At 37.1% G+C, this 23765-nt stretch carries 19 protein-coding genes; 2 read left to right on the top strand and 17 right to left on the bottom strand.

Annotation, left to right across the window (positions count from 1 at the left end; all coding sequences use genetic code 11):
• Positions 1-5: 5 nt before the first annotated feature.
• The 6 genes from SR187_RS02585 to SR187_RS02560 form a co-directional block, all read right to left on the bottom strand.
• Positions 6-575: a GNAT family N-acetyltransferase gene (locus SR187_RS02585; RefSeq protein ID WP_120171411.1), complete on the bottom strand. Its 570-nt coding sequence runs from the start codon at positions 573-575 to the stop codon at positions 6-8.
• Between the two features lie 44 nt (positions 576-619).
• On the bottom strand, positions 620-1879 hold the full coding sequence (locus SR187_RS02580; RefSeq protein WP_120171410.1) for a UDP-N-acetylglucosamine 1-carboxyvinyltransferase: 1260 nt from the start codon (positions 1877-1879) through the stop codon (positions 620-622).
• Positions 1880-2171: 292 nt separating this feature from the next.
• Positions 2172-3362, bottom strand: a complete 1191-nt coding sequence (gene metK / locus SR187_RS02575) for a methionine adenosyltransferase (RefSeq protein WP_024532358.1) — start codon at positions 3360-3362, stop codon at positions 2172-2174.
• A gap of 317 nt (positions 3363-3679) precedes the next feature.
• Positions 3680-4522 carry a carbon-nitrogen hydrolase family protein gene (locus SR187_RS02570; RefSeq protein ID WP_024532357.1) on the bottom strand — a complete coding sequence of 281 codons (843 nt, stop codon included), beginning with the start codon at positions 4520-4522 and terminating at the stop codon, positions 3680-3682.
• Between the two features lie 148 nt (positions 4523-4670).
• The gene (locus tag SR187_RS02565) at positions 4671-5138 is read right to left on the bottom strand and encodes a deoxycytidylate deaminase (protein ID WP_024532356.1); all 468 of its coding nucleotides are present in this window, start codon (positions 5136-5138) and stop codon (positions 4671-4673) included.
• A 191-nt stretch (positions 5139-5329) separates the two neighbouring features.
• Entirely contained in the window at positions 5330-6364 is a 1035-nt protein-coding gene (locus SR187_RS02560) for a M42 family metallopeptidase (RefSeq protein WP_024532355.1), read from the bottom strand.
• A 176-nt stretch (positions 6365-6540) separates the two neighbouring features.
• Here SR187_RS02560 and birA point away from each other — a divergent pair, with 176 nt between their 5' ends.
• On the top strand, positions 6541-7497 hold the full coding sequence (gene birA / locus SR187_RS02555) for a bifunctional biotin--[acetyl-CoA-carboxylase] ligase/biotin operon repressor BirA (RefSeq protein ID WP_120171409.1): 957 nt from the start codon (positions 6541-6543) through the stop codon (positions 7495-7497).
• Here birA and SR187_RS02550 read toward each other — a convergent pair.
• The 6 genes from SR187_RS02550 to SR187_RS02525 form a co-directional block, all read right to left on the bottom strand.
• A complete protein-coding gene (locus tag SR187_RS02550) occupies positions 7457-7651 on the bottom strand; it encodes a DUF3272 family protein (RefSeq protein WP_024532353.1) in 195 nt (64 codons plus the stop codon). The two genes, birA and SR187_RS02550, sit on opposite strands and share 41 nt — an antisense overlap.
• Positions 7652-8495: 844 nt before the next feature.
• Positions 8496-10625: an alpha-amylase family glycosyl hydrolase gene (locus tag SR187_RS02545; RefSeq protein ID WP_120171408.1), complete on the bottom strand. Its 2130-nt coding sequence runs from the start codon at positions 10623-10625 to the stop codon at positions 8496-8498.
• A 12-nt stretch (positions 10626-10637) separates the two neighbouring features.
• Positions 10638-11465 (bottom strand): sugar ABC transporter permease, encoded by an 828-nt coding sequence (locus tag SR187_RS02540; protein WP_120171407.1) that lies wholly within the window; start codon positions 11463-11465, stop codon positions 10638-10640.
• Entirely contained in the window at positions 11462-12772 is a 1311-nt protein-coding gene (locus tag SR187_RS02535; protein WP_120171406.1) for a carbohydrate ABC transporter permease, read from the bottom strand. Before SR187_RS02535 ends, SR187_RS02540 begins: the two co-directional genes overlap by 4 nt.
• Positions 12773-12781: 9 nt before the next feature.
• Positions 12782-14236 (bottom strand): sugar ABC transporter substrate-binding protein, encoded by a 1455-nt coding sequence (locus SR187_RS02530; RefSeq protein ID WP_024532349.1) that lies wholly within the window; start codon positions 14234-14236, stop codon positions 12782-12784.
• The gene (locus SR187_RS02525; RefSeq protein ID WP_120171405.1) at positions 14217-15947 is read right to left on the bottom strand and encodes a glycoside hydrolase family 13 protein; all 1731 of its coding nucleotides are present in this window, start codon (positions 15945-15947) and stop codon (positions 14217-14219) included. The genes SR187_RS02530 and SR187_RS02525 overlap by 20 nt, the downstream gene beginning before the upstream one ends.
• A 69-nt stretch (positions 15948-16016) precedes the next feature.
• Here SR187_RS02525 and SR187_RS02520 point away from each other — a divergent pair, with 69 nt between their 5' ends.
• On the top strand, positions 16017-16814 hold the full coding sequence (locus SR187_RS02520) for a LacI family DNA-binding transcriptional regulator (protein ID WP_120171404.1): 798 nt from the start codon (positions 16017-16019) through the stop codon (positions 16812-16814).
• Positions 16815-16994: 180 nt separating this feature from the next.
• Here the strand turns inward: SR187_RS02520 and SR187_RS02515 are convergent, their stop codons facing one another.
• The 5 genes from SR187_RS02515 to SR187_RS02495 form a co-directional block, all read right to left on the bottom strand.
• Positions 16995-17774: an InlB B-repeat-containing protein gene (locus tag SR187_RS02515; RefSeq protein ID WP_024532346.1), complete on the bottom strand. Its 780-nt coding sequence runs from the start codon at positions 17772-17774 to the stop codon at positions 16995-16997.
• An 845-nt stretch (positions 17775-18619) separates the two neighbouring features.
• On the bottom strand, positions 18620-20290 hold the full coding sequence (dnaX, locus tag SR187_RS02510) for a DNA polymerase III subunit gamma/tau (protein WP_120171403.1): 1671 nt from the start codon (positions 20288-20290) through the stop codon (positions 18620-18622).
• On the bottom strand, positions 20290-20787 hold the full coding sequence (locus SR187_RS02505; protein ID WP_120172457.1) for a GAF domain-containing protein: 498 nt from the start codon (positions 20785-20787) through the stop codon (positions 20290-20292). The genes dnaX and SR187_RS02505 overlap by 1 nt, the downstream gene beginning before the upstream one ends.
• A 65-nt stretch (positions 20788-20852) precedes the next feature.
• Positions 20853-21122: a DUF1294 domain-containing protein gene (locus SR187_RS02500; RefSeq protein WP_024532435.1), complete on the bottom strand. Its 270-nt coding sequence runs from the start codon at positions 21120-21122 to the stop codon at positions 20853-20855.
• A 294-nt stretch (positions 21123-21416) separates the two neighbouring features.
• On the bottom strand, positions 21417-23522 hold the full coding sequence (locus SR187_RS02495; protein ID WP_120171402.1) for a hypothetical protein: 2106 nt from the start codon (positions 23520-23522) through the stop codon (positions 21417-21419).
• Positions 23523-23765: the final 243 nt, after the last annotated feature.

Here is a 23765-nt window from a genome sequence, read left to right as displayed (position 1 = left end):
TTTATCTATTTATCCTCATACATTTCTAAACTAAAATCTGTTCTTTTCAAGCGAAATTTAAGATAATTTCTCATCTTGTGCCCATAGCGGTCACTACCACGGTACTGCTCAACCTGCTGAAAACCAGCTTTTTTGGCCACCATTTGACTAGCTGTATTTTCTAAGTGAGTGACAATGTACAATTCCCTCAACTTGATTTCATAAAAGGCGAAAAAGACTAAACTGCGCACTGCTTCTGTCATCAACCCTTGACCCCAATAATCTTTTCTAAGAAAATAGCTGAGCTCCGCATCCAATGTTCGTTCATCTACTTTTTCAAAGCAAAGCGCTCCAATCATCTGCCCGGAAACCTTATCGGCTAAGGCCCAATTCCCCAAGGGAGATCGCATAAATTTCTCCACCATGGTAGCTGTAGCAAGTTCTTCTTCCATAATGCTTGGAAAGATAAATGAAAGATTTTCTGAATTTGACACTATCTCATAGAAGCCAGTTCTATCATCATAGGAAAAAGGTCTTAAGAGCAGACGCTCTGTTTCAAAGCAAGCAAATCTTGCCAACTGCATCCAAATCGTCATAGTGTACCCAAGGGGCTGAGAAAATTCTCAGCCCCACATTGTATTTATTCTTCAACCAACTGGATATCAGCACCCAGTTCTGTTAATTTTTCAATAATATTTGAGTAACCGCGAAGGATAAACTCAACATTGGTAATCTCGGTACGCCCTTCGGCCATCAAACCAGCAATAATCATCGCAGCCCCAGCACGTAAGTCTGTTGCTTTTACAGATGCTCCTGCTAATTGGTTTGGGCCTTCAAAAACAATGTGATTGTTTCGCGTAGAAATCTTGGCACCAAAATTGGCCAGTTCTTGTACGTGACCGATACGTTTTTCATAAATGGTATCAATAATTGTACCTCTTCCCTCCGCTCTGAGTAAAAGTGGAGTAAGCGGTTGTTGCAAATCTGTTGCAAACCCTGGATATGGAGAAGTTTTCACGCTAACAGCCTTTAACTTATCCTGCTTTTCCACAAAAATGCTATCTTCTGAAACAGTCATGCGCACGCCCATTTCTTCCAGCTTAGCAATGTAACTCTCCAAATGCTCATAAAGAACATTATCAATACGAACACCTTCTCCGACAGCCGCTGCAAGAGCAATATAAGTCCCAGCTTCAATACGGTCTGGAATCACTTGGTGGCGAGTTCCTTTCAAGTAATCTACACCGTCAATGGTGATAATATCTGTACCAGCTCCTCGTATACGAGCTCCCATGTTATTGAGAAGAGTCGCAACATCAATAATTTCAGGCTCACGTGCCGCATTTTCAATGACAGTACGCCCCTCAGCCTTAACAGCAGCTAAAATAGTATTGATGGTAGCACCTACACTCACTACATCCATAAAAATATGAGCCCCTTGCATACGACGTCCATCCGTTGATAGACGCATATTTTGACCTTCATAGGTTGTCGTAGCTCCCATGGCAGCAAATGCTTTTAGATGCAAGTCAATCGGACGCGGTCCTAAATCACATCCCCCTGGCAAACCGACAACGGCTTGACCAAAACGTCCAAGAAGAGAGCCATAAAAATAATAAGAAGCACGGAGGCTGTTGATTTTGCCAAAAGGCATAGGCATATCTTGAACGCCACGTGAATCAATTTCAAGTGTTTCACCATCACGTTTTACTGCAGCCCCCATGGTTTCCATGATATCAATCAAACTATCCACATCTGAAATAGCAGGCACCCCATCTAAAGTGACAATACCGTCTGCTAAAATAATGGCTGGAATCAAGGCAACAACTGAGTTTTTGGCACCACTAACGGTTACGGCACCTTTCAATGCCTTCCCACCACTAATTACAATCTTTTTCATATTAACATTCACTTTCTTAATTTGCCCCATCCCCAATGAAACTCAAAAATAGCTCACATAGCCTATCAACGGACTAGGAGACTAGAAATAAACAGAAGTTTATTTTTATTTACACCCGTCTCAACTCACATGAATATCTCAGACGAGTGAACATCTATCATTTTGGTTTTTGAAGCGTATAAAAAGGCATACGTTTCATTTTACCATAATAGAAAAGAAAAAGCTAGCCATTTAATGGACAAAAAGGACAACAGCTTGCGCTGCTGTCCTAGCATTTATTTCAATATACCGACTACACCAAAGCCTTTTTAAGTGCTTCAACCTTGTCTAAACGTTCCCATGGAAGGTCAAGATCCGTACGCCCCATGTGCCCATAGGCTGCTGTTTGTTTGTAAATTGGACGTTTGAGGTCCAACATCTGAATGATACCAGCTGGGCGAAGGTCAAAAATCTGACGAACAGCAGCTTCCAGTTTACTTTCCGCAACAGTACTTGTTCCAAAGGTATCAATGCGAACAGAAACTGGATGGGCCACACCAATGGCATAAGCCAACTGAACCTCTGCTTTCCTAGCCAGCCCAGCTGCCACGATATTTTTAGCGATATAACGAGCAGCATAAGAAGCTGAACGGTCAACCTTGGTTGCATCTTTACCAGAAAAAGCACCGCCACCATGACGTGAATAACCGCCATAAGTATCAACGATAATCTTACGACCTGTCAAGCCAGAATCTCCTTGCGGACCTCCAATCACAAAACGACCTGTTGGATTAACAAAATAGTGTGTCTCATCATCCAAATACCTAGCAGGAATGATTTTTTTGATAACATGTTCGATAACATCTTGACGAATTTGTTCCTGACTGACTTCAGGATCATGTTGGGTGGAGATAATCACGGTATCCACGCGAACGGGCTGATTATTTTCATCGTATTCAACTGTCACTTGGGACTTAGCATCTGGACGAAGGTAGGTAATCTCTCCAGATTTTCTCAATTCAGCCAAACGACGAACTAATTGATGGCTAAGTGAAATTGGCAAGGGCATAAGTTCAGGCGTTTCATCCACCGCAAAACCAAACATCAACCCTTGGTCTCCTGCACCAATCAAATCCAGTGGATCCTGACTGGCATCTTGGCGGGCCTCTAAAGCCTCATTGACTCCCTGAGCAATATCCGGTGACTGCTCAACCAATGAAGGATGAACCCCAACCGACTCTGCCGCAAAACCGTACTCACCTTTTGTGTAGCCAATCTCAGCAATCGTATCCCGCACTACACGGTTAATATCCACATAGGCAGTGGTTGAAATTTCACCAAAAACATGCACACTACCAGTGTAAACAGCCGTTTCTGCTGCCACATGGGCATCTGGATCTTGGGCTAAAATCGCATCCAAAATGGCATCTGAAATCTGGTCTGCAATCTTATCTGGATGTCCTTCCGATACAGACTCAGACGTAAATAATTTCCGTTCTGACATAAACATGTCCCCCTTTAATAAAAATCTCGTAGCTCCTCTTGAACGATTGAGTTGCCACGCGTTACTAGGTTACAAAGCACTAGTCGCAAAAAATATTTGTCATACGACTACCTTTTCGGGACTTAATAACATAACCATTATAACATGATTTAGGCGTTTCCGTCTTGTAAATCCTACACTTTTAATCAAAAACAGCAGAAAACAATCTGCTGTTTCAATGATAGTAAGTAGACAAATTCATACTGTTTCGTAAGTGGCTATGTGATTGCTTTTATTTCATTGTTTTACTGCGAAAAATTAGAATTTGTAGGAGAAATCTATTTTTGTCCACCTCTTATAAATGGCTCTGAAATTGTAGCATCCAATAATTCTTTATATGCGACTACCTTTCTAAATGTATTCCCCATCATTTCACTATTCCTATATTCCCTTATTGTGTTCATATCAAAATCTGCATAATACAATCCTTCTGTCACATCATCCGCTAACATGATTGTATTATCAAGACAAATCCCGTTCTTGTCCCAGCAAATAGGACTGTATGCACAAGAACAACCTGCGTTTTCCCCATTTGCATTCGCCATTGCTATTCCAACCATATTCTCATACGCTCGGGTGGACAAGGCTTGAATACGTGGTCTCATCGAACCACAATCATTTGGTACAAGAATAATTTCTGCCCCCTTTAACATAAGCATTCTTGCACTCTCAGGATATTCCCTATCATAGCAAATCATTATACCGATTTTTATGCCATCAGCATCACAAACTTTAAATTCAGTTCCTGCCTCAACATCTTTTTCATCAGCAAAATCACAAGTATGTACCTTTGAATATTTCATCAATATTTCACCGGACCTATTGATGACAAAAGCTGTATTTTGAGGTTGTCTTTTTCCTTTTGTAAACGACGTTAGTACAACACCTATACCGTACTCTTTTGCCACTTCGCATATTTTCATAATCACTTCGTCATCACAGGATATACTTTTTTCATACGTCATCGGAAGTTCATAACCTGTTACAAAACATTCTGGAAGTAGCAAAATGTCTGCTCCATTTTTTGATGCTTCCTTCATAGAACAGATTATAGTCTCAATATTTCTTTTTATATTTGCAATTTCTGCACGAGCCTGTAAAATCGCTACTTTAAAAATCATATTTTCCTCCAAAATTTCTAACTTATGAGTATCCCTCATGAAAGTCAGAGCAAAGAAACGTACCTACGACTGATTTTAAAATCTGTTTCGTTTGCTCTAGCATCAGTTGTTTGTCAGCCATCAGCGCCTCCCAAAATGTCTATCGCTTCTAAATAAACTCTGCATCCATAATCGCTTTCTTAACTGCTTCAAGTGGCAAATGTACCAACTCACACCCTTTTTCTTTATACAGATACTGCGCATAGTCATCCATACGGTATTCATTGATATATACTACCCGTTTGCATCCAACTTGAAGAAGTTGCTTAGAACAATTCAAACATGGAAAATGAGTCACATAGGCTGTAAAACCTTTGGGAATGCCGCGTTCTGCTCCTTGTAAAATAGCATTTACTTCGGCATGAATCGTTCGAGCACAGTGACCATCAATCATCAAACATTCTTGGTCTAGACAATGTTCCGTCCCCGAAACAGATCCATTATAACCTGTAGCAATCACCTTGTTATCCTTCACCAGAACAGCACCGACCTTAGCTCTCTTGCAGGTTGCTCGATTGGCAATCAAAAGTGCCTGCGCCGCAAAATACTCGTCCCAAGCTAAACGATTTGTTGACATGTATTTCTCCTCTCTGTCTTACCTTCCAATCTCCTAACCACTGTAACTATTCAATAATTGCTCCGATTTATCCAGTGAGTCTCTTTTTGACAATCTAAAACAATTTGAATGGAGAATTATTTCGTGCAGAATAAAGTATTTGACTAATATACTAAGCAACAAAAGAGCACAACTGGACTTTTCATTTTATATTAGTCAATCATAAAAGATCTCAAATAAACGTCTACCATCCGCTCTGTAGCTTGAACAGAATCCAGATGAGTTCGCTCATAAGAATGACTGGACTCAATCCCTGCCCCAAGTAGAGCATGCTTGACATCTGCTCCAGCCCGCATAGCAGCCGATGCATCTGAACCATAGTAGGGATAGATGTCTAGTTTGTAGGGAATCTTTTCCTTTTCAGCCAAAGCCACCAAATGCTGACGAAGTTCGTAGTGATAAGGACCGGAGGCATCTTTGACACAGATGGAAACCGTATACTCATCCGTTTGCTGGTCATCTCCCATAGCCCCCATATCAACAGCAAGGTACTCTACCACCTTATCTGGCAGACTAGAGTTAGCTCCATAGCCAATTTCTTCATTGTTTGAAAAATAAAAGTGGGTCGTATAAGGTAAGTTCACTCCTTCTTCTTTATAAACTTTCAGCAAGTGAATCAAAATTGCAGCAGATACCTTATCATCAAGGTGACGACTTTTGATAAATCCAGTTTCCGTCACAATCGTTCGTGGATCAAAGGAGATAAAATCACCAACTTCAATCCCCAAGGCTCGCGTTTGCTCTGCACTGGTCACTTTTTCGTCCAAACGAATTTCCATATTGGTTTGATTTCGCTCCGCTGTGTTAGCATCACGATAGACATGGACAGAAGTTTGGTGCATCAGAATCGTTCCTGTAAAAGTCTTGCCGTTTTTAGCACAATGTATCAAGCAATTCTCTCCCTCGATAGAAGGATAACCAAATCCACCAACCAAATCCATCTTCAATCGACCATCTGGCTTGATAGCTCGCACCATAGCCCCCAAGGTATCCAAATGGGCAGTCAAGACGCGATGCTCTTGATTATTTTCCCCTTGGACAGAAACTAAAATTCCCCCCTTTGGCGTCTTCACAGCTTCATACCCAAAAGATTCCACTTCTTCCTTGATATAGTTCATGATGTCCGTCGTGAAACCAGTTGGCGACGGGGTCTTTGTCAGTTTTACAATATAATCCAATGTTTTCATAGCAACCTCCTTATACTCTTTCAAAACCAGACTCATACGATCTAAACGCATCTATTTCCAAGCTACCACTTTTCACATTAGTCCTACCTATTTTCCAAGTTCCAACTATCTATGATTGATTTTGATTTATAGTTTATTATATCACTTTTTAGGAGAGATTTTGCTATAATGATTGTATGAAAACCTATCAAAAAATTTATCTCTTATTGGAAGAACGACAAGATTATATAAGCGGGGAAGAATTAGCTCAGGAATTAGGTATTTCACGAACATCCGTTTGGAAGGCTATTCGTCAATTGGAGATGCAGGGGTTAACTATTGAAGCTGCCCGCAATCGTGGCTATAAACTTGTGGATGGTGATTTGCTTCTGCCTGAGCTGATTTCTCAGGCTCTTCACATTCCAGTTCATTTTAAAGTAGATAGCGACTCTACCCAACTGGATGCCAAGCAAGGGATTGAACAGGGACATACCACCCCTGCTCTCTACCTATCTCCCCATCAAAATAAGGCCAAGGGGCGTTTTGGCAGACCATTTTATGCTTCCAAAGCAGGTGGTATCTACATGTCACTCCGCCTTGCTCCAAATGTCCCCTTCTTAGAATTCAAACCCTATACCATCCTTGCTGCCGCTGCTGTCATAAAAGCCATTCAAGAATTGAGCGATTTAGATGTTCAGATTAAGTGGGTCAACGACATCTACCTCGGTCAGAAAAAAGTAGCAGGTATCTTGACTGAGGCTATCTCCTCCATGGAAAGTCAAACTGTGACAGATGTCATTATCGGAGTCGGTATCAATGTCTTTATTGATGATTTTCCAAAAGAACTTCAACATACCGCAGGCAATCTCTTTGAAGAGCAACCACCATTTACCCGTAACCAGCTCATCACATCCATCTGGAGGGCCTTCTTTGAGACAGATGAAAAAGACCTGATCGCCCTCTATAAAGAAAAATCACTTGTTATTGGCCAACAAGTGAGCTTTGTAGAAAATCAAATAAAATTTAACGGTACAGCCATCGCTGTCACCGATACAGGTAACCTCGTCATCCAGCTGGATAATGGCAAGGCAAAAATCATCTCCAGCGGAGAAATCAGCTTGACTTCTTGGTCTGCTTCTCAATCAATCGGATAAATTTTGTCACTCTATAAGAAAAGTGGAAGTTTCGATAGGCTATAAAGGCATAGAGACCCGCAATGAAAAAATCACCTGTCAAAATAGAAGCATTCATAAAATAAATGGCTAAGATTGTTGTAATGGCTAAAAAAAGAAATTGTGGAAGTTTCATAAAATAAATTATATCAAAAAATCAGTCAACTGGCTGATTTTTTATATGCTTTCCTCTAAAATTTTATCCTCAATGAAAACCAGACTCAATTTTGGGAATGGCCGATATTTATCACACGAATCCAACAAAGTCTGGACTGGATTTTCAAAGAATATGTTCTCCATATCTATTCACTTTTTTGACAAAACTTTACTATAAAACTCTGAGTCGTATTTCTAGATGTGAAGCCGCCTCTCTGCTAGTCAAGTCTAAAAGTTACGACAAAAACACCAACTGAGTTGGTGTTTTTGTAAGGAGATATGAAAAATATTTAGGATTAACTACAGTATAAACCAATCTGAGGAAATTGCCATCCGTCTCAAGACTGATATTGTTTTATTTTTTATATGCACAATTCAATCCGCAATAACAATAACTTTGTAATTTCGGTAGGAAAATCTATAGCATAAAGTATAAAATCGAATAACATATATATAAATTACGCTTAACTCTTATAAATTGTGGAGAACAGTGTCCTTATATGTTCCTTGATAAAGAGCCTCGATATAGCACAAAAAAACCTTTTGTCTCTTAATAAATTTATATCTACCACAAACGATAACTTGTAAATTAGCTAAATTAGCCGTGAACTTTTTTATTCAATGACGTTTAAAGAGGTTCATCAAAGGCGTTTTATTTCATAGAAAAAATTGAATTTACATTTTTAAGAACACACATCAATTTTTATATGATAAGATAAACCAGTTTCTAGTCATATCTAAAACGCCTCTCTGAACTACTTTTGGTCTTCTTTACCTAACTTTTTACAAATAGTGTGATTTAATTTTTAACTTGGGAATGGAAATTAATTTTGCCACTGTGTTCTAACAATCATAGCTTCATTTCCTGTCTCTAACAAGTGATTTTCACCACCCTCCCATACAATTTGTCCATATTGATTTTTCTTAATAAATTTATATTCAATATTTTTGTTGATTGGCAAACTCAAATCGTAAAACCATGATGGATACTGAGCAATAGAAGCAGTTGCATTAAACAACGGACCAATGGCCTTATTCGTGTCCCAATTGCCTAACTCAGCGACATTCCCTACTATATATAAGTTCTCTCCCGGAATGGTCATAGCATTATCCACAATCATCCGAAACGGAATCTGACTACCTGATAACACCTCAAAATTTTTATAAACATCTTCCTCACCACTCGTGTTAGAAACCTTAATATCATATTTTCCAGATGTGATACTAGGAATTGTAACCCTAATCAATGTATCTGACCAAGTTGTAACTTGTGCCTCATGATTACCAAAGTGAACTTTTCCTTGGCGATCTCCAAATCCTTCACCAGTAAGAGTTAATTCATTTCCAGTTTTCCCCATGGATGGATCTACATCTCCTAATAATAATTTATTGCTTTGGCTATTGTAAACCCATACTCCCACTGCATTTGGTGCCAACGAAAAACTTGAAACTTGCCCTTCTACCCCCACTTGAATAGAATTTCCAGATAATAATGATGATAACTCATCGTTGTATTGTCCTTGTGGCAAACTTGTTTTTAAATTTTCAATTTGATAGTTATTACTTCCTTTATTGACTGCTATCAATGCTACATGCTCTCCAAATTTTCTTTCGAAAACGAGAACATCTGAATTGATCCATCTTTCTTCCGTCGAACCATAGGCAAGAGCCTTGTTTTGCTTTCTTAAAATGGACAATTTACTGATAATTTTATATGCATCACTTGATGTATCAAATGAACTGATATCTCCCCTGTTGTGTGGATCGCTATCACCTTTATCATATTGTTCTGTTCCATAGTAAATTGTCGGAACACCACGAGAAGTCAATAATAAAGCATAAGCCTGATTAACAGCAACCTGATTTCCATTAACTATGGACGAAAAACGACTCATATCATGATTATCTATAAACGTTACTTGATCATTAACTTCCTCATAATCTTTTTCTGTCGCCTTTATAACATTGTAAAAATCTGTCATAGTGTAGTTACTATTTGTAAACAAACTACGAATGGAATTTGCAAATCGAAAATCTAATAGACTCATCCCACTTTCATTGGCAAAATGAGTCATTTCCGGTTCAGCCTCCGTTCCTCCTGTATACCATTCGCCAAAGACAAATAGTCCTTTTTTCTCATAAATATAGCTCAACCAATTTTTTTGCCATCCCAAAGACATGTGCTTAACAGCATCAACCCGAATACCATCTATCCCTAAATCAATCCAGGTTTCAATCGCCTCTTTCATATATTGATCAACCGTTGGATTTAAGTTATTTAAATCAGCCAGTCCGTACAAGCTATGATAAATACCATTTTCATACGTGCTATAATTTGTCCATCCCTCATGATTAAATATTTTGGCTGTATCAGAAGAGAACTTACCTAACAACTCCCCTTTTTTGTATAAAGCCCCATCCTCTGGAAAAACCAAACCATTATATTCGGCTGTTGAGGTATGATTAGGTGCAAAATCAATAACAATTTTTATTCCATGTTTGTGTGCTGTACTTACTAATTCTTTAAAATCTTCTTCTGTTCCAAAAGCAGCATTCGTTTTAAAAAAATCTCTAGCCCAATACCCATGATAGGCAGCGCTTTGATTTGTTGGATCAATGGTTGTAATATTTTCAACGGGAGAGGATATCCAGATGGCTGTGATTCCTAAGTTTGTTAGGTAACCATCCTCTATTTTATTGATAATACCACGCCAATCTCCACCATGATATTTTCGTAAATCAGCCTTATCAAAAATTTCTCCTTTGGGGTTATTAGTTTCATCCCCATCAGCAAATCTATCTGTGATAATTTGATAGATAACATCCGAAGAAAAATCTGCTCTATTCTCAACAGATCGATATGTCTCAGCCATCAAGTTAGTTGTACAGCACATAATGGCTAATAAACCTGTTGCCAAAACAATTAAACTTTTAGATAGAAGTTTTTTATTCATTATTATTCTCCTTTACTTCACTGCTCCTGCTGTCAACCCTTTTACCATATTTTTTATTAGTAGAAAATAAAGCAAGATAATCGGTATAGCGATAAAAACACTACCTGCTGCAAAGCGAGCAAACTGCGTTTCATCAAGATTCATGAGACCAACAGCTACTGTGTATAAATCTTTTTCCTTCAACAATAATTTGGGCAAAATAAAATCACTCCACGGCCAAGCAAATGTTGTCAAGGCTGTATAAGTAATAATCGGCCTTGACAATGGTAAGTGCACATGCCAAAAAATTTGAAAACTTGTTGCTCCGTCTATTCTTGCAGCTTCATCAATGCTATGAGGAATCGTATCAAAGAATCCTTTTTGAGTTAGATAACCTAACGGAGCAGCAGCACTATAAATTAATACTAATCCCCATAATTGATTGATGAGATTAAATTGTGTCATCAAAAGATAGACTGCAATCATACCCATGAAAGAGGGGAACATCCCCAACACCATTGTTGTTTTTATAAGAATTTTCTTTCCCTTAAACTGAAAACGCGAAATGGTATAAGCTGTTAGAATCACCAAAATCGTTCCCAAAATACAACTAGCACTAGCAATAAATAGAGTATTCATAAACCATTTAGGATAATTATATAGATTTGTATCTGTAAATAAGGTAATGAAACTATTTAAACTATAAGAAGTCGGAAAGAAACCTTTAAAAGAGTAAATTGTTCCTGAACGAGAGAATGAAGCCAAAATCAGCCACAAACAGGGAAAAAGAAAAATGAAACTCACTATCAGCAAAGCTAAATAAAGACCTGAACTTTGAAAAAATCGAATCCATTTTCTCATGAGAATCTTCCTCCTTCCTTATATGAAGATGTTCGAACGTAAACCGCTAAGGAAATAACAGAGGTGATGATAAAAATAATCAAACTAATGCTTGCGCCGATACTGTAATAGTTATTGTCAATGGATAAGTTATACAACCAATTGATCAATAAGTCTGTGTCACTTGCAAGAAAATAATCATCTAAATAGAGTCCTCCTCTTAAAAAATAGAATATGCCAAAATTATTAAAATTTCCGACAAACTGCCCAATTAAAACAGGTGTAGTCGCCGTTAGAATATATGGTAGTGTAATCTTTGTAAATTGAACCCATTGACTAGCTCCATCTATTTTTGCAGCCTCATAAAGACTCTCATCACGGTTAGACAACATCCCTGTTGCAAGAAGCATGATAGATGGAATACCGATCCATGCATTAACAAATAAACCAATTAATCTAGCCGACCATTTTGCATCAACATCCAAAAATCCTATTGCTTTATGACCAAAATCTTGAATAAGTTGATTAATCGGACCACCATATGAAAACATAAATTTAAAGGCTAATAAGCTAATAAAACCTGGAATTGCATAAGCAAGGATAGGAAATGCACGCCAAATTGTTTTTCCTCTCACTCTTTTATTTGAAAAAAGAAGTGCCAATGCCAAACCACCAAAGTAATTTAAACTTGTAGAAAGAACGGCCCATAATACATTCCAACTTAACACCTTAAAGAATGTTGGAGCGAATTGAGTAAGAGAAATAATCTTTATAAAATTATCTATTCCTACCCAGTCTACTAATTCAGGAGGAACAATTTTGCCACCATAGTTTGTAAAGGCAATGAGAATCATAAACAAAATAGGCAACACGCTAAATACTAAAATACCTAGAACAGGTAATGTTAAAATGAAGATAGGAAATTTCTGATCTACTAATCTCGCCCATTCTTGCTTAAAATCGGGTAGCTTCTTTCCTCTTTTTATTTGCTCCTCTACTGCAAAAACATCTTTTATGTTCATCCAGTAAATAGAAACAAATACCATGATGAATAGAAAACTTAAGATCCCCATCAAAAGAATAACGATAGAGTTATCTCCTACAATGCCCAGCCATGTATCTGCTTTTTGAGTACCCAAGGTAAAGAAATCACACATATCTCTATAGCCTCTTGATACGAAATAAGTCAAATAAACAACTTCTGCTAAGAAAAAAGTAATCCCCTTTAATTTTTGTCCATAGAGAAACTGTCCCAACCCCATACAAAATAAGGATAGACAGGTTTTAGGATAAGCTTCTTTTAACCTTTTTAAACCTTTCCTCCACATAATAAACTCCTACTCCAATGTATGAATAGCATCACTAATCTGCTTGTCTACATCTTTCAAGCCAGACTTCAAATCTGCTAATGTTTTATATTTCTTTTCATTTTCAGGACGGAATACATCTTTTGTTATGTCTGAAAAGTATGTCTGAGTTGGTGTCCAAATTTGAGAAACAGCAGAAATTGAGGGCATAGTTATGATATTTCCCTTTTCAAGATTTGCGTGTAACACTTTTGAGATTCCCCCAATTTTATCAACAACATCTTTTTGAGTTGGTACAATTCCTAATTTTTCATAACGTTTCATCACCATTTGGTATCGAGTAGCAAAATTGACAAAAGAAAGACTAGCATTTGGTGCTTTCGTGTAGGCACTAATCGCATAACCATTGATTCCTCCCATCATTTTGTTGTCTATCAATTCTGAGTTGACATCATTCAAATCACCACTCTTTGGCAGTTTTGGAAGACTTGTCACAACAAGATTTTCTTTCGCCAGTTTTTGAGCCTCTTCCTTTGTTTTTCCTTGACTTTCGTAATTTTTTACAATTTCATCTAAGAAAGTTGAATATACATCTGGTGTTGACATCGTTGCAAAATAAGTACCATCTCCCAACTTACTATAAGCACTAGACTTAATGGTATTATCAATACTCTCTTCATTCATAACAGAGGCAAGCTGTTGAATAATGTTTGCTCCTTTTTCTGCTTCTCCTTTAGAAAAACCAATATCTTTTGTATCTGTATTACCTTGACCAAAAATGTAGGCACCATAAGAGAATAAATAACCGCTAGAAAAGTAGGTGTCATAAAGAGATTCCATATAACCATATTGAGTAGGGTTAACTGCATGACGCTGTCTTGAAAAATCAACTAATTTTGACCATGTCTCTACCATATCTGGAATTTGGTTTTTATTGTCATCCCAGTTTTCCCTCCAATCATTTGGCAATAAATCCTTGCGGTAGTAGAGAACGGGCGCTTGAACATTAACAGGAACTCCACAGGTGTAGGTTTTTCCTTCCTTTTTTATTTCAAAGGCCGACCAAGCATTTGGGGAAGTAGTTTTATAAGCATCTAATTGATCTATCGGAAGAGGATAGATGTGCTTACTATCTGCATACTTCATGATAACATCATTCGCTTGGTAGAGAACATCTGGCCCGTAACCATAAGGACCGTCGTTCGCCAAATCAACATACTGATCCGTATTAGCATCAACTGCTTTTATTCCCTTATCAGCATATTCTTCATTAAAGGCCTTTATCAAGTCTGCAAAGTACCCTTTTGAGATAGCTGTGTCATTTTCCAAAACCTTAATGGTTACATCATTTTCTATTTTTCCTGTAAAAATAGCATTTTCGTTGCGCTTAACTTGTTCTCCCTCTGAAGATTTTCCACAACCAGTTAGACAAAAGATGGTCATTAAAGCAAATGCTAGTAGATTATTAGTCGTTTTGAATTTCATAACTTCCCTCCTCTAGTTCAAATAGCACAAAACCATATGGCATCAACAAATTATAATTTTTTAGCTCATTTTCAATAAGAACTTTCTCTCCTAGTTGGATTTCTTGTGGTTGATTGCCAAGGTTGAGATAAAAGACTAATTTGTCATTATTTAATGTTCTTTCGATGATAAGCAAATGACCTTTCGAGTAAATTTTAACCTTTCCGTCCTGAATACGTTTATCTCGTTTCAAAAAAGTTAACGCTTTTATTTTTTCTAACACAGCATTGTCCCAGTTTTCCTTATTCCAATCGAAAGTTCTTCGCGAATCAGGGTCATAGCCACCTTCCATACAAATTTCTGTTCCATAATAGAGACACGGAACACCCGGAAAAACGAAAGTAAGCGATAAAGCTGCCAGTAATTTCTCTTTAGACTTACCTAACTGTGTAAAAATACGATGTGTATCGTGTGAGTCAAGCAGATTCAAATTCATTTGATTAACCTGTTCCATATTCCTCATCAAAATATGATTAAGCTGGTCTGACATTCCCTCCGCTGAAAACCTCTCTGTCGCAAAGCAGTCCAAACACGCTTTAGTAAAAGCATAATTCATAATGCTATCATACTGATCTCCCATCAGGTACGGGTAAGCATCGTGCCAATTTTCTCCAATTAGGACACAATCTTTTTTTTCATTTTTGACAGCTATGCGAAATTTTCTCCAAAATTGATGCGATACTTCATCGGATACATCTAAACGCCATCCATCAATATCAAATTCCCCAATCCAGTATAAACCAATTTGTATCAAGTGTTCTTGGACAGCAGGATTCGAAGTGTTCCATTTTGGCATGTAATGACATGAAGCAAAACATTCATAATTTACTTCCTCTACATCAGGAAAATCGCCTTCAATTAAAAACCAATCATAATATTTAGACTTTCGACCTTTACGCAATACATCTGTAAATTCTTTAGATAGTACGCTACAGTGATTGAACACCGCGTCTAAAATAATCCTAATTCCTTTTTGATGTGCTGCTTCGATTAGTAATTTCAGATGTTCTTTTGAACCAAATTGCTCATCAATTTTGTAATAATTAACAGTATCGTATTTATGATTAGAAGGAGACTGAAAAATTGGCGTCAGATAGAGAGCTGTCACGCCCAGATCTGAGAGATAGTCCAAGTGTTCCAAAATACCTAATAAGTCTCCACCTGCAAAATTCTTTGGAGTCGGTACATCGCCCCACTGCATTGTAATGTAAGATTGATCTTTTTTAAAATCTCCTTGAGCAAAACGATCAACAAAGATTTGATAAAAAATTGCTTCTTTCATCCAACTCAAACTGGGAAAGACATCTGCTTGATTGATATAGGGCATTTGAAAAAAATTATAAAATCCCTCATCAAAATCATACTCTTTAGTCAAGCCATCTTCACTAAAGTAAAATGTCTCTTTTTTGTCTTCTAAACAAAAAATATAAGCCAACCGAGTATCATTCAAACACAATGTCGTTTCAAAATAAACGAACGTTTGGTCTTCATAACTAATAGATAGCTCCTTACTTTGCCGCCTTAAATGATAGTCATACTTTTTACCGTAAATCAAGGAAACCTTCGTATTCTTATCCTCTTTTGCCAATCTAATCCTAATAACTAAGTCTTTTGTTCCTATCGCAAAACAATACCTAGAATCAGGAATATGTAATATACCCGCTCCATTCATATATCTCTCCTATCTATCCCATCTGTCTCATGGGTTGACTTTTCCCTCTTTTTTTTATATAACAAAATTATGAAAAATAAAGTAACCATCAAAGATGTTGCACGTGAAGCAAATGTTTCTGTTGCAACAGTATCTTATGTTATCAACAATCGAGAAGACCAGAAAATTAGTCCTGAAACTAAGAAAAAAGTTTTACACACTATCAATCTACTCAACTATACTCCGAATCGAGCTGCAAAGTCCTTAGTCACAAAAAAGCATCAAACTGTCGCACTCTATTATCATAAACACGAATCATTTTTAAAAAATGCAGAACAATTTTATCTTATTGATAGCCTATCGGCCTACTTACACTCTAAAGAGTATCATTTAGTCTGCTTAAATGAACAATTCATTGAAAAATATGATATGGCAGATGTCATCGTTACCTCAGATGTGAGCAAAGAAGAATTCCATCAAATAGGAAATGCCAATTTTTCTCCCCTCATTACACTTGATAGTTTTATTGATGACCCTTTGTTCTTTCAAGTCAACTCTGACTATTTGCACATGCGCCACATAGCCGAAAACTTTTTCAAGGGAGAGCCGTTCACCTTTGTCAGTATTCCTATTCATAATATCGAAAGAAGGGAGCATTTACTTCAGGTATTTTCTGATGTCCTTTTCGTAAATCGCTTAGAAGATATTCAAACAATTCCATCAGGAAATATTTTGATTGTTGATCAAACACTGAATGAAATCTTGATGGATACAAAGCAAAAACTGTATCTACCAAATATTTCCGAAGAAAAATTTAATCATCTTTTTCAAGCTATTGAATGGGCAATGCAACGTCAAGAAATGGATAATCATAATATTCTCGTATAAGGGAGTGGGAACAATCGTAATTTCAAAGAAATTGATTGTTCCCTTTTATTTAGTTATAGATTTGCTTCAATATAATCCAGTGATTGATTTACCTACAATTCAATATTCATTAAGCTAAACTACAAGTAGGAACCAAGCTATGCAATATCAAATTTTCCCTAGTTACTCTTTTTTACCAATTTAATTTTCTATAAACTCCCAAGTGATACTGTCAAAAGGATTTGTATTAAATGTCTCTTTTTTTAGCTCTGAATACTTTGGATCTTCTTTCGCATAGGTATCTTCCGCTGGATGAGTTTTTAAGATAAATGTATAGGTACCAGATTTGGCTACTTTGATATTAGCGCGTTTTATTGCCACATCTCCTAGACCTCCCGAATTTTTAAAGTAGGAAACCCCATCTTTTTCTGCTGTCGTTAAATAACCATATCCTCTTTGATTTTCCCATTTACCATTTATTGCAAATTGGAACTCGTCTCCTTCTTCCAATTTAACCGTTAATTTGTAAAGATTTGAGTTTTTTGCATCTTCTTTTATCATTTTATGTGCATCAGTGATCACTGCACCCCAATTAGAAGACTTCAACACTTCGCTTTTCCCATTTCCCAAAATTACAAAAGATCGTACATCTTCTTGATACTTAGAAAAACCTGCATATAGCTTCATGTCCGATTGAAGTTCTATTCCTTCAACTAACTTTTTAGATAAATCTGGCTTCACATACCAACCTTCAAATTCGTATCCTTCTTTTTGAGGCATATATTCCAAGGCTTCCTTAGTGGATTTAGCCTCTTTTTTCTCTAACTCTGTTTTACCATCCATATCATAATAAACAACTTTTGCTACTGCAACCTTTTCCGGATAATTTTGGCTTCCATTTTTACTATTTTCGGAAGCACGACAAGCTCCTAAAGACAAAGTAAGCCCAGTAGCAGCGAGTAGTACAAGATATTTTTTCATTTTAGAAACTCCTTTTTATTTTGTAACCGCTATCTTAAACGTTTAAGTTAACTATACTACTATTTTTTAAAATTGTCAAACAAAGTTAAAAATTTATGATAAATCTTTAATTGGATAGTAATTTTTTAAGATACGATTGGAAGAATTTAAAATGCTTGACAAGAGGCAAGTAATGTTTGCAGCGTTCATGTAGACTGAAATTAGCGAATGAAATAGAACCTACTGACATCAATCTTTCAATTCCCATCTCACACTTTTAATAACTGTTAATTCTTTGGCAGTTACTTTATTCCATGTGACTCTTTCTGGTGACTGAGCTCATATAGGGTATATGAGACTTTTTTTACGAACAAATAGAACTCCACAATCTCAGCGATAGATCTACTCACAGCAGAAATCATTGAGTTATAAGAAATTTTTTCAAAAAAAAAAAAACTATACCCGCTTGCTCCAAGTGTAGGGTATAATTCTTTCTCTAGCTGTATTGGCTATTTTTTCATAAATCTTGTATTCTAGATAAATTTCCCTAATAAATCCGAGAATATCGAAGGTAACAAGAATAACAGAAGTATCGTAAAAGAATCTTAAATTCCTTATAATACACTTTCTCAGTAGATACATACTATGAACAAAAAATTAAGGGAACTAACTATACATTTGTTTACACTAACCACAACCTGATGTAGCTAAAACCTAGAAATTCCGAGGATTGTCTAGACCATATTGTGTTAGTGTAAACTAGTATATAATTCCCAAAATTAAAAACATGTTAAATTTCTTTCTCTGTGGATAGGGCGCCTCTCTTTAAGCACTCACTTTGCTAAAAAGAACTAGCACCAACCTTCTTAATCATCCACTATTTCGACTGCACCTGCTAAAAAGCTAAATTCTTCTGGAAGAGAACTTTCTGCCTTTTCAGTTTCTTGGTTTTTTTTCCCTTTGGCTTTAGCTGAAAACTCCGCTCGAACACGGATCCAATCCTCTTGAGCAATCGCTAAAATCTGCGGTGAAAATCCCGCTGCTTTGCTAAGAATATTACCAAACATAGTGTTAAGGTTATCCCGTTTCATGGTCTGCTCAGCATTGAGAGGTGAGTCAAAAGCCAAAATCGCATGATTCTCATTTGCTGCGACTGGCTGAGAACCGACAAGCAAAGCTTGGTCTGCCCCAGACAAACTTTCAATGATTTCTCCCCAAGCATTTTGCAGACGGGTCAAATTCTCGCGCGCCAAGACTGGATTTTCCATCGCTTCCTGCAAAATTGCATGAATCTTACTAGTATCCAATCTGTATTTCTTTTGCGCTTGCGGCTTTCGAGAGACTGGTTTAATCGTCATTGGTTGATTGCTAGATAATTGACTTAATTGTTTTTGCAGCTCAGCAACCTGCTGTTGCAAAGTTGCCAACTGCTGAGTCAAATCTGCTGGTAGCTCTGCTATTTCCCTTGAATTAGATCCATCTTCCGCCAAACGAATTGTCATCATTTCAGCATAAATCTTGGGTTGGGGACTGGACTTAATATCCGCAAGTCCCTTTGTAACCATCTCAATCATGGAAAAAATCCGATCTTGTTGAAGGGTGAGGTTGTCTATAAAACCTGCTGTCAGATGGGTGTTCTCCCCACCTGTCTGTACAATGAGCAAGTCTCGTAAGTAATGCAACAAATCCGTTGCAAACCGGCTCATACTCTTTCCTTGATCAAATAGCGTTTGCAGATGCCTAATAGCAGTAATACTATCGAACTGACGGATACTTGCCACGTAATCATCCAAAGCAAGCAGACTAATCGAACCTGTGATTTCTTCTGCAATCCTTAGTGTTATTTCTTGACTCTGGCTAAGACTAAGAGCCTGATCCAAGATAGACAAGGCATCCCGCATACCACCTTCTGCCCGACGTGCAATAAGCATCAAGGCCTGCTCATCAAAAGCAATCCCTTCCTTTGATAAAATAGTCGCCAAATGTGCTTGAATATCTGCCACTTGGATGGACTTAAATTCAAACCGCTGAACACGTGAAAGAATCGTCGCAGGAATCTTATGCAACTCCGTTGTCGCAAGAATAAAGACCACATTCTCTGTTGGCTCTTCCAGAGTCTTCAAAAGAGCATTGAAAGCTCCCGTAGACAGCATGTGAACCTCATCGATAATATAGACCTTATAAGTCGCAAGGCTAGGTGCGTAAGTTGACTTATCACGGATGTCACGAATCTCATCTACACCATTATTAGATGCCGCATCAATCTCAATCACATCCTCCAGACTACCTTCTGTAATAGCTCGGCAGATATAACAATCATTGCATGGTTCACCTCCAACCTGATTCGGACAGTTCATAGCCTTGGCAAAAATCTTAGCTGCTGATGTCTTCCCCGTACCACGAGGTCCAGAAAAAAGATAAGCATGGCTAATCTTTCCCTGCTCAATGGCTTGCTTGAGCGTAGTTGCAACCACCTCCTGCCCCACCATTTCCCCAAAAGTCTGGCTCCGGTACTTCCGATACAAAGCTTGGTACATTAGTATTTTTCTCCAAACATAGCAAAATTCCAATCCGTTCTCTCAACCAAGAGAGCAACGAACTTTTCTAGATATTCTTGGTCAATGGCATCATAATCCGCAACCAGCCTAGAGTCTAAGTCCAAAACGCCCAGTAATTGATCATTTTTCACCATAGGGACCACGATTTCTGACAAGGCTGCCGCATCGCAGGATATGTAGTTATCATGCACTCGAACATCGTCTACGAAAATAGTCTGATGCTTTTCAGCTGCCTCTCCGCAGACCCCTTTCCCAAGTGCAATATGGACACAAGAAACACCACCCTGAAAAGGACCCAAAATCAATTCCTTGCCATTAAAGAGGTAAAAACCTGTAAAAACAGAATTTGGTAGGGTTTGATTGAGCAAGGCCGAAGCGTTTGCCAGATTGGCCAGAGCATTTCTTTCTCCTTCTAGGAGAGCCTCCAGTTGAGCTAATAATAGCTGATAAGTTGAGATTTTTTCTTGTTTCTTCATATGGAACATTATAGCATAAATGGACAGACATTTATAGTCTGAGTGATAAAGAAAAAGGCTTTCGCCTATTTCCAAATCCAATACATAATTACCGCATCCACCATGAGTCCCACTGCCCAAGCTAGTTGAAAATATTTTTTCTGTGTTTTATGACGAAAGTGTGTTCCTCCGGCCCAGGCACCTAGACCACCACCCAAATACGACATGAATAACAAGGTTTTTTCCGAGATACGATAGGTACTCTTTCTGGCTTTTCCTTTATCTATACCATAGGTGATAAAAACGATCATATTCCAAATCATCAGTATCATGCTAGCCATTTGTTTGATTGTCATACATTCTCCTAATCTTTAACCTCCTACCAACCTCGCTCCCTTCTTAACGCCTGAGCAAGGTTGGCAGTAAGGAGCATCCTACATAATACTATAACTTTATCACAATCCTGACTAGGAAACAAGAAAAACAGTGTATACAAGTCATCATTTTTCGGTGGAAATATGTTTGAAAGGAACGAACTAGAACACACAACTCACATATTCCCTCCTGCTAGCATATCCACTTTTTACAAGACTTTACCGATACTGATATATTCTGGATTATTTTTTGAACCAAAATTATAGGATTTATTTTCATTGTTTTTTCTCTGAAAAACCATCCTTGTTTATATACCAACCATTGATCCATCTTGACTTGGCCATTTTACCGTCTCCTAGTAAATAATACCATTTATTATCGGAATGTTTTATCCAATCATTGGTCAGCATTTCACCGTTTTTATCCAAGTAATACCATGAAGAATAGTTTTTATCGTAAATCCATTTTGATTTAGCCATTTTACCATCTTCTAGTAGATAATACCATTTACCATTGGAATGTTTTATCCAACCATTAGTCAACATCTCTCCGTTTTTATCCAAGTAATACCACGAAAAATGTTTTTTGTCGTAAATCCATTTTGATTTAGCCATTTTACCGTCTTCTAGTAGGTAGTACCATTTACCATTGGAATGTTTTATCCAACCATTAGTCAACATCTCTCCGTTTTTATCCAAGTAATACCATGAAGAATAGTTTTTATCGTAAATCCATTTTGATTTAGCCATTTTACCGTCTTCTAGTAGGTAGTACCATTTGTTATTCATTTTAGTCCAACCAATGGTTATAGTTTTGTTTTTATCTCTATTTGCTTTGCTATATTCCTTTTCTGCTTGTGTTTCTTTTTTAGAGGCAGCCTGTTTTTCAGCTTCTAAAAATTGTTCTTGCAATCTTCTGAGCTCTTCTTCCTGTGCTTTTTTATTTTCAATTTTCTCTTTTTCAGCTTTCTCCCATTCTATTCTGTTTTGTTCTTCTCTTTGTTTGAACAGCTCCTCTGCTTTTTGTTTTTCAATTTCTCTTCTCTTTAATCGTTCTTGGATCTGATCTTGGGGATCTCTTTCGACAGCACTTTTTCCTTTTGCATTGTTGTAAATAGCATCTTTATTGATTAAAACCAAATCTTCTGCTTTTTGGTCTTTAGCCCAGTTTTCAAATGTCGTATTAGTCATAACTTGGGCATTCGACAATGTCCCTATATGTGCTAAAGCTTCTTTGGGTGAAAAATTTTTAACAATTTCTGTATACTTATCTTCACTACGGTCAAACATCAACTCAGAATAGCCTGATCCCGTATCGCCTGCTCTTTTGCTGCTTGTCAAATCAACAGTATGCCATTTTCCATCATAGAAAGATCTTGTAACCGCATGGAGTTGACCCGTTTCAACTTTCGCACCTGCAACATAGGCTGGAATGCCCATGAGATTAAAAGCTCTCGCAGCAGTTGTACTAAATCCTACACACATTGCACGTTTTCTTTTCGTTACTGCAAACAAATCAGATGGTAAATTATACTCTGCCGAATGGTTAGGGCTGTAGAAAGTGTTGAAATCATAAGCTATTTTCCCCATTTCTACTGCGAATTTTTTGATTTTTTCACGATCTTCATCACTATCCTTTATACCTGCAGAGTCAATCATTTCTCTTATTTTATAGTCATTTTGTTTAAAATTTTCAAACTTTAAATTTTCGGTATACCCTTCTTCTCTATGATTAGGATTTAATCCATAATTCACTGTTAGCTTATTTTCTATTTTTAAGACTTTAGAATATATTTCAAAATCAGATACATTGCTTTTGATTATTTTTTTACCCATCCATACTCCATGGGCATCCAATAGCATCAGGAGATTCTCATCGTCTTCTATCTTTTCTAAACTATGTATTTGGGAATTTTCATAAGAAAACTCATGTAACTTACTTTTTCTTTTTTCAAATTCTTTTTCATATTCTTGCCTAGTAGAAACAACGACGTCTTTTGCGTTCATTATGACCACTCTATTATTGCCAGCTAAATGCTTACCATCTATTTTTACGAATACATATTTTTCATTTGCTTCTACATTGCCATTATCGTCTTTAAATAGGTCTTCAGGCTTTGTAATGTTTTGTAAGTTAACAGCAGAGCTTCTGTGAAGGTTCTCTTTTCCCAAGAGATGAACAAAGACCTCTCCATTATTTGCTTCCTTTTTTGCTCCTTCTAAAAATTCAGCAAATTTTTCTTCTTTAACAATCTCAACACTATACTTCTTTTCTTGAATTGACTGATTAGCATACACTTTATTTGTCCCTATTTCCATAACTGGGGTTGTTGATAATAGAATACTCGCTGCTAATACGAATATTATTTTTGATTTTTTCATATATACTTACCTCTTGTTTGAAAAACTAAAATCCTTAAATATTATGACATATATTTATCATTTTTTCAAATGAAAAAATATAAATTGCACTCAACATCTGCATCTCTACATCAATCTAGTAATAGTTGATGATACGATAAACTTGATTAACACATACAAGATTGAAATTCTATTTCAAGGAAAGCTGTAGTTCTAAGTTTCTGACTTTCTTTATCTTAACACCCGTTTCAATGGCAGTCATCG

The organism is Streptococcus ruminantium (assembly GCF_003609975.1).
Taxonomy (GTDB): domain Bacteria; phylum Bacillota; class Bacilli; order Lactobacillales; family Streptococcaceae; genus Streptococcus; species Streptococcus ruminantium.
The sequence above is the reverse complement of the archived record's forward strand: the minus strand, read 5'-3'. Positions and strand labels throughout refer to the sequence as shown.

Coding starts and splice junctions, on each gene's coding strand:
- SR187_RS02585 (WP_120171411.1), bottom strand. CDS start 575: ATGACGATTTGGATGCAGTTGGCAAGATTTGCTTGCTTTGAAACAGAG.
- SR187_RS02580 (WP_120171410.1), bottom strand. CDS start 1,879: ATGAAAAAGATTGTAATTAGTGGTGGGAAGGCATTGAAAGGTGCCGTA.
- metK (WP_024532358.1), bottom strand. CDS start 3,362: ATGTCAGAACGGAAATTATTTACGTCTGAGTCTGTATCGGAAGGACAT.
- SR187_RS02570 (WP_024532357.1), bottom strand. CDS start 4,522: ATGATTTTTAAAGTAGCGATTTTACAGGCTCGTGCAGAAATTGCAAAT.
- SR187_RS02565 (WP_024532356.1), bottom strand. CDS start 5,138: ATGTCAACAAATCGTTTAGCTTGGGACGAGTATTTTGCGGCGCAGGCA.
- SR187_RS02560 (WP_024532355.1), bottom strand. CDS start 6,364: ATGAAAACATTGGATTATATTGTAAAACTGACAAAGACCCCGTCGCCA.
- birA (WP_120171409.1), top strand. CDS start 6,541: ATGAAAACCTATCAAAAAATTTATCTCTTATTGGAAGAACGACAAGAT.
- SR187_RS02550 (WP_024532353.1), bottom strand. CDS start 7,651: ATGAAACTTCCACAATTTCTTTTTTTAGCCATTACAACAATCTTAGCC.
- SR187_RS02545 (WP_120171408.1), bottom strand. CDS start 10,625: ATGAATAAAAAACTTCTATCTAAAAGTTTAATTGTTTTGGCAACAGGT.
- SR187_RS02540 (WP_120171407.1), bottom strand. CDS start 11,465: ATGAGAAAATGGATTCGATTTTTTCAAAGTTCAGGTCTTTATTTAGCT.
- SR187_RS02535 (WP_120171406.1), bottom strand. CDS start 12,772: ATGTGGAGGAAAGGTTTAAAAAGGTTAAAAGAAGCTTATCCTAAAACC.
- SR187_RS02530 (WP_024532349.1), bottom strand. CDS start 14,236: ATGAAATTCAAAACGACTAATAATCTACTAGCATTTGCTTTAATGACC.
- SR187_RS02525 (WP_120171405.1), bottom strand. CDS start 15,947: ATGAATGGAGCGGGTATATTACATATTCCTGATTCTAGGTATTGTTTT.
- SR187_RS02520 (WP_120171404.1), top strand. CDS start 16,017: ATGAAAAATAAAGTAACCATCAAAGATGTTGCACGTGAAGCAAATGTT.
- SR187_RS02515 (WP_024532346.1), bottom strand. CDS start 17,774: ATGAAAAAATATCTTGTACTACTCGCTGCTACTGGGCTTACTTTGTCT.
- dnaX (WP_120171403.1), bottom strand. CDS start 20,290: ATGTACCAAGCTTTGTATCGGAAGTACCGGAGCCAGACTTTTGGGGAA.
- SR187_RS02505 (WP_120172457.1), bottom strand. CDS start 20,787: ATGAAGAAACAAGAAAAAATCTCAACTTATCAGCTATTATTAGCTCAA.
- SR187_RS02500 (WP_024532435.1), bottom strand. CDS start 21,122: ATGACAATCAAACAAATGGCTAGCATGATACTGATGATTTGGAATATG.
- SR187_RS02495 (WP_120171402.1), bottom strand. CDS start 23,522: ATGAAAAAATCAAAAATAATATTCGTATTAGCAGCGAGTATTCTATTA.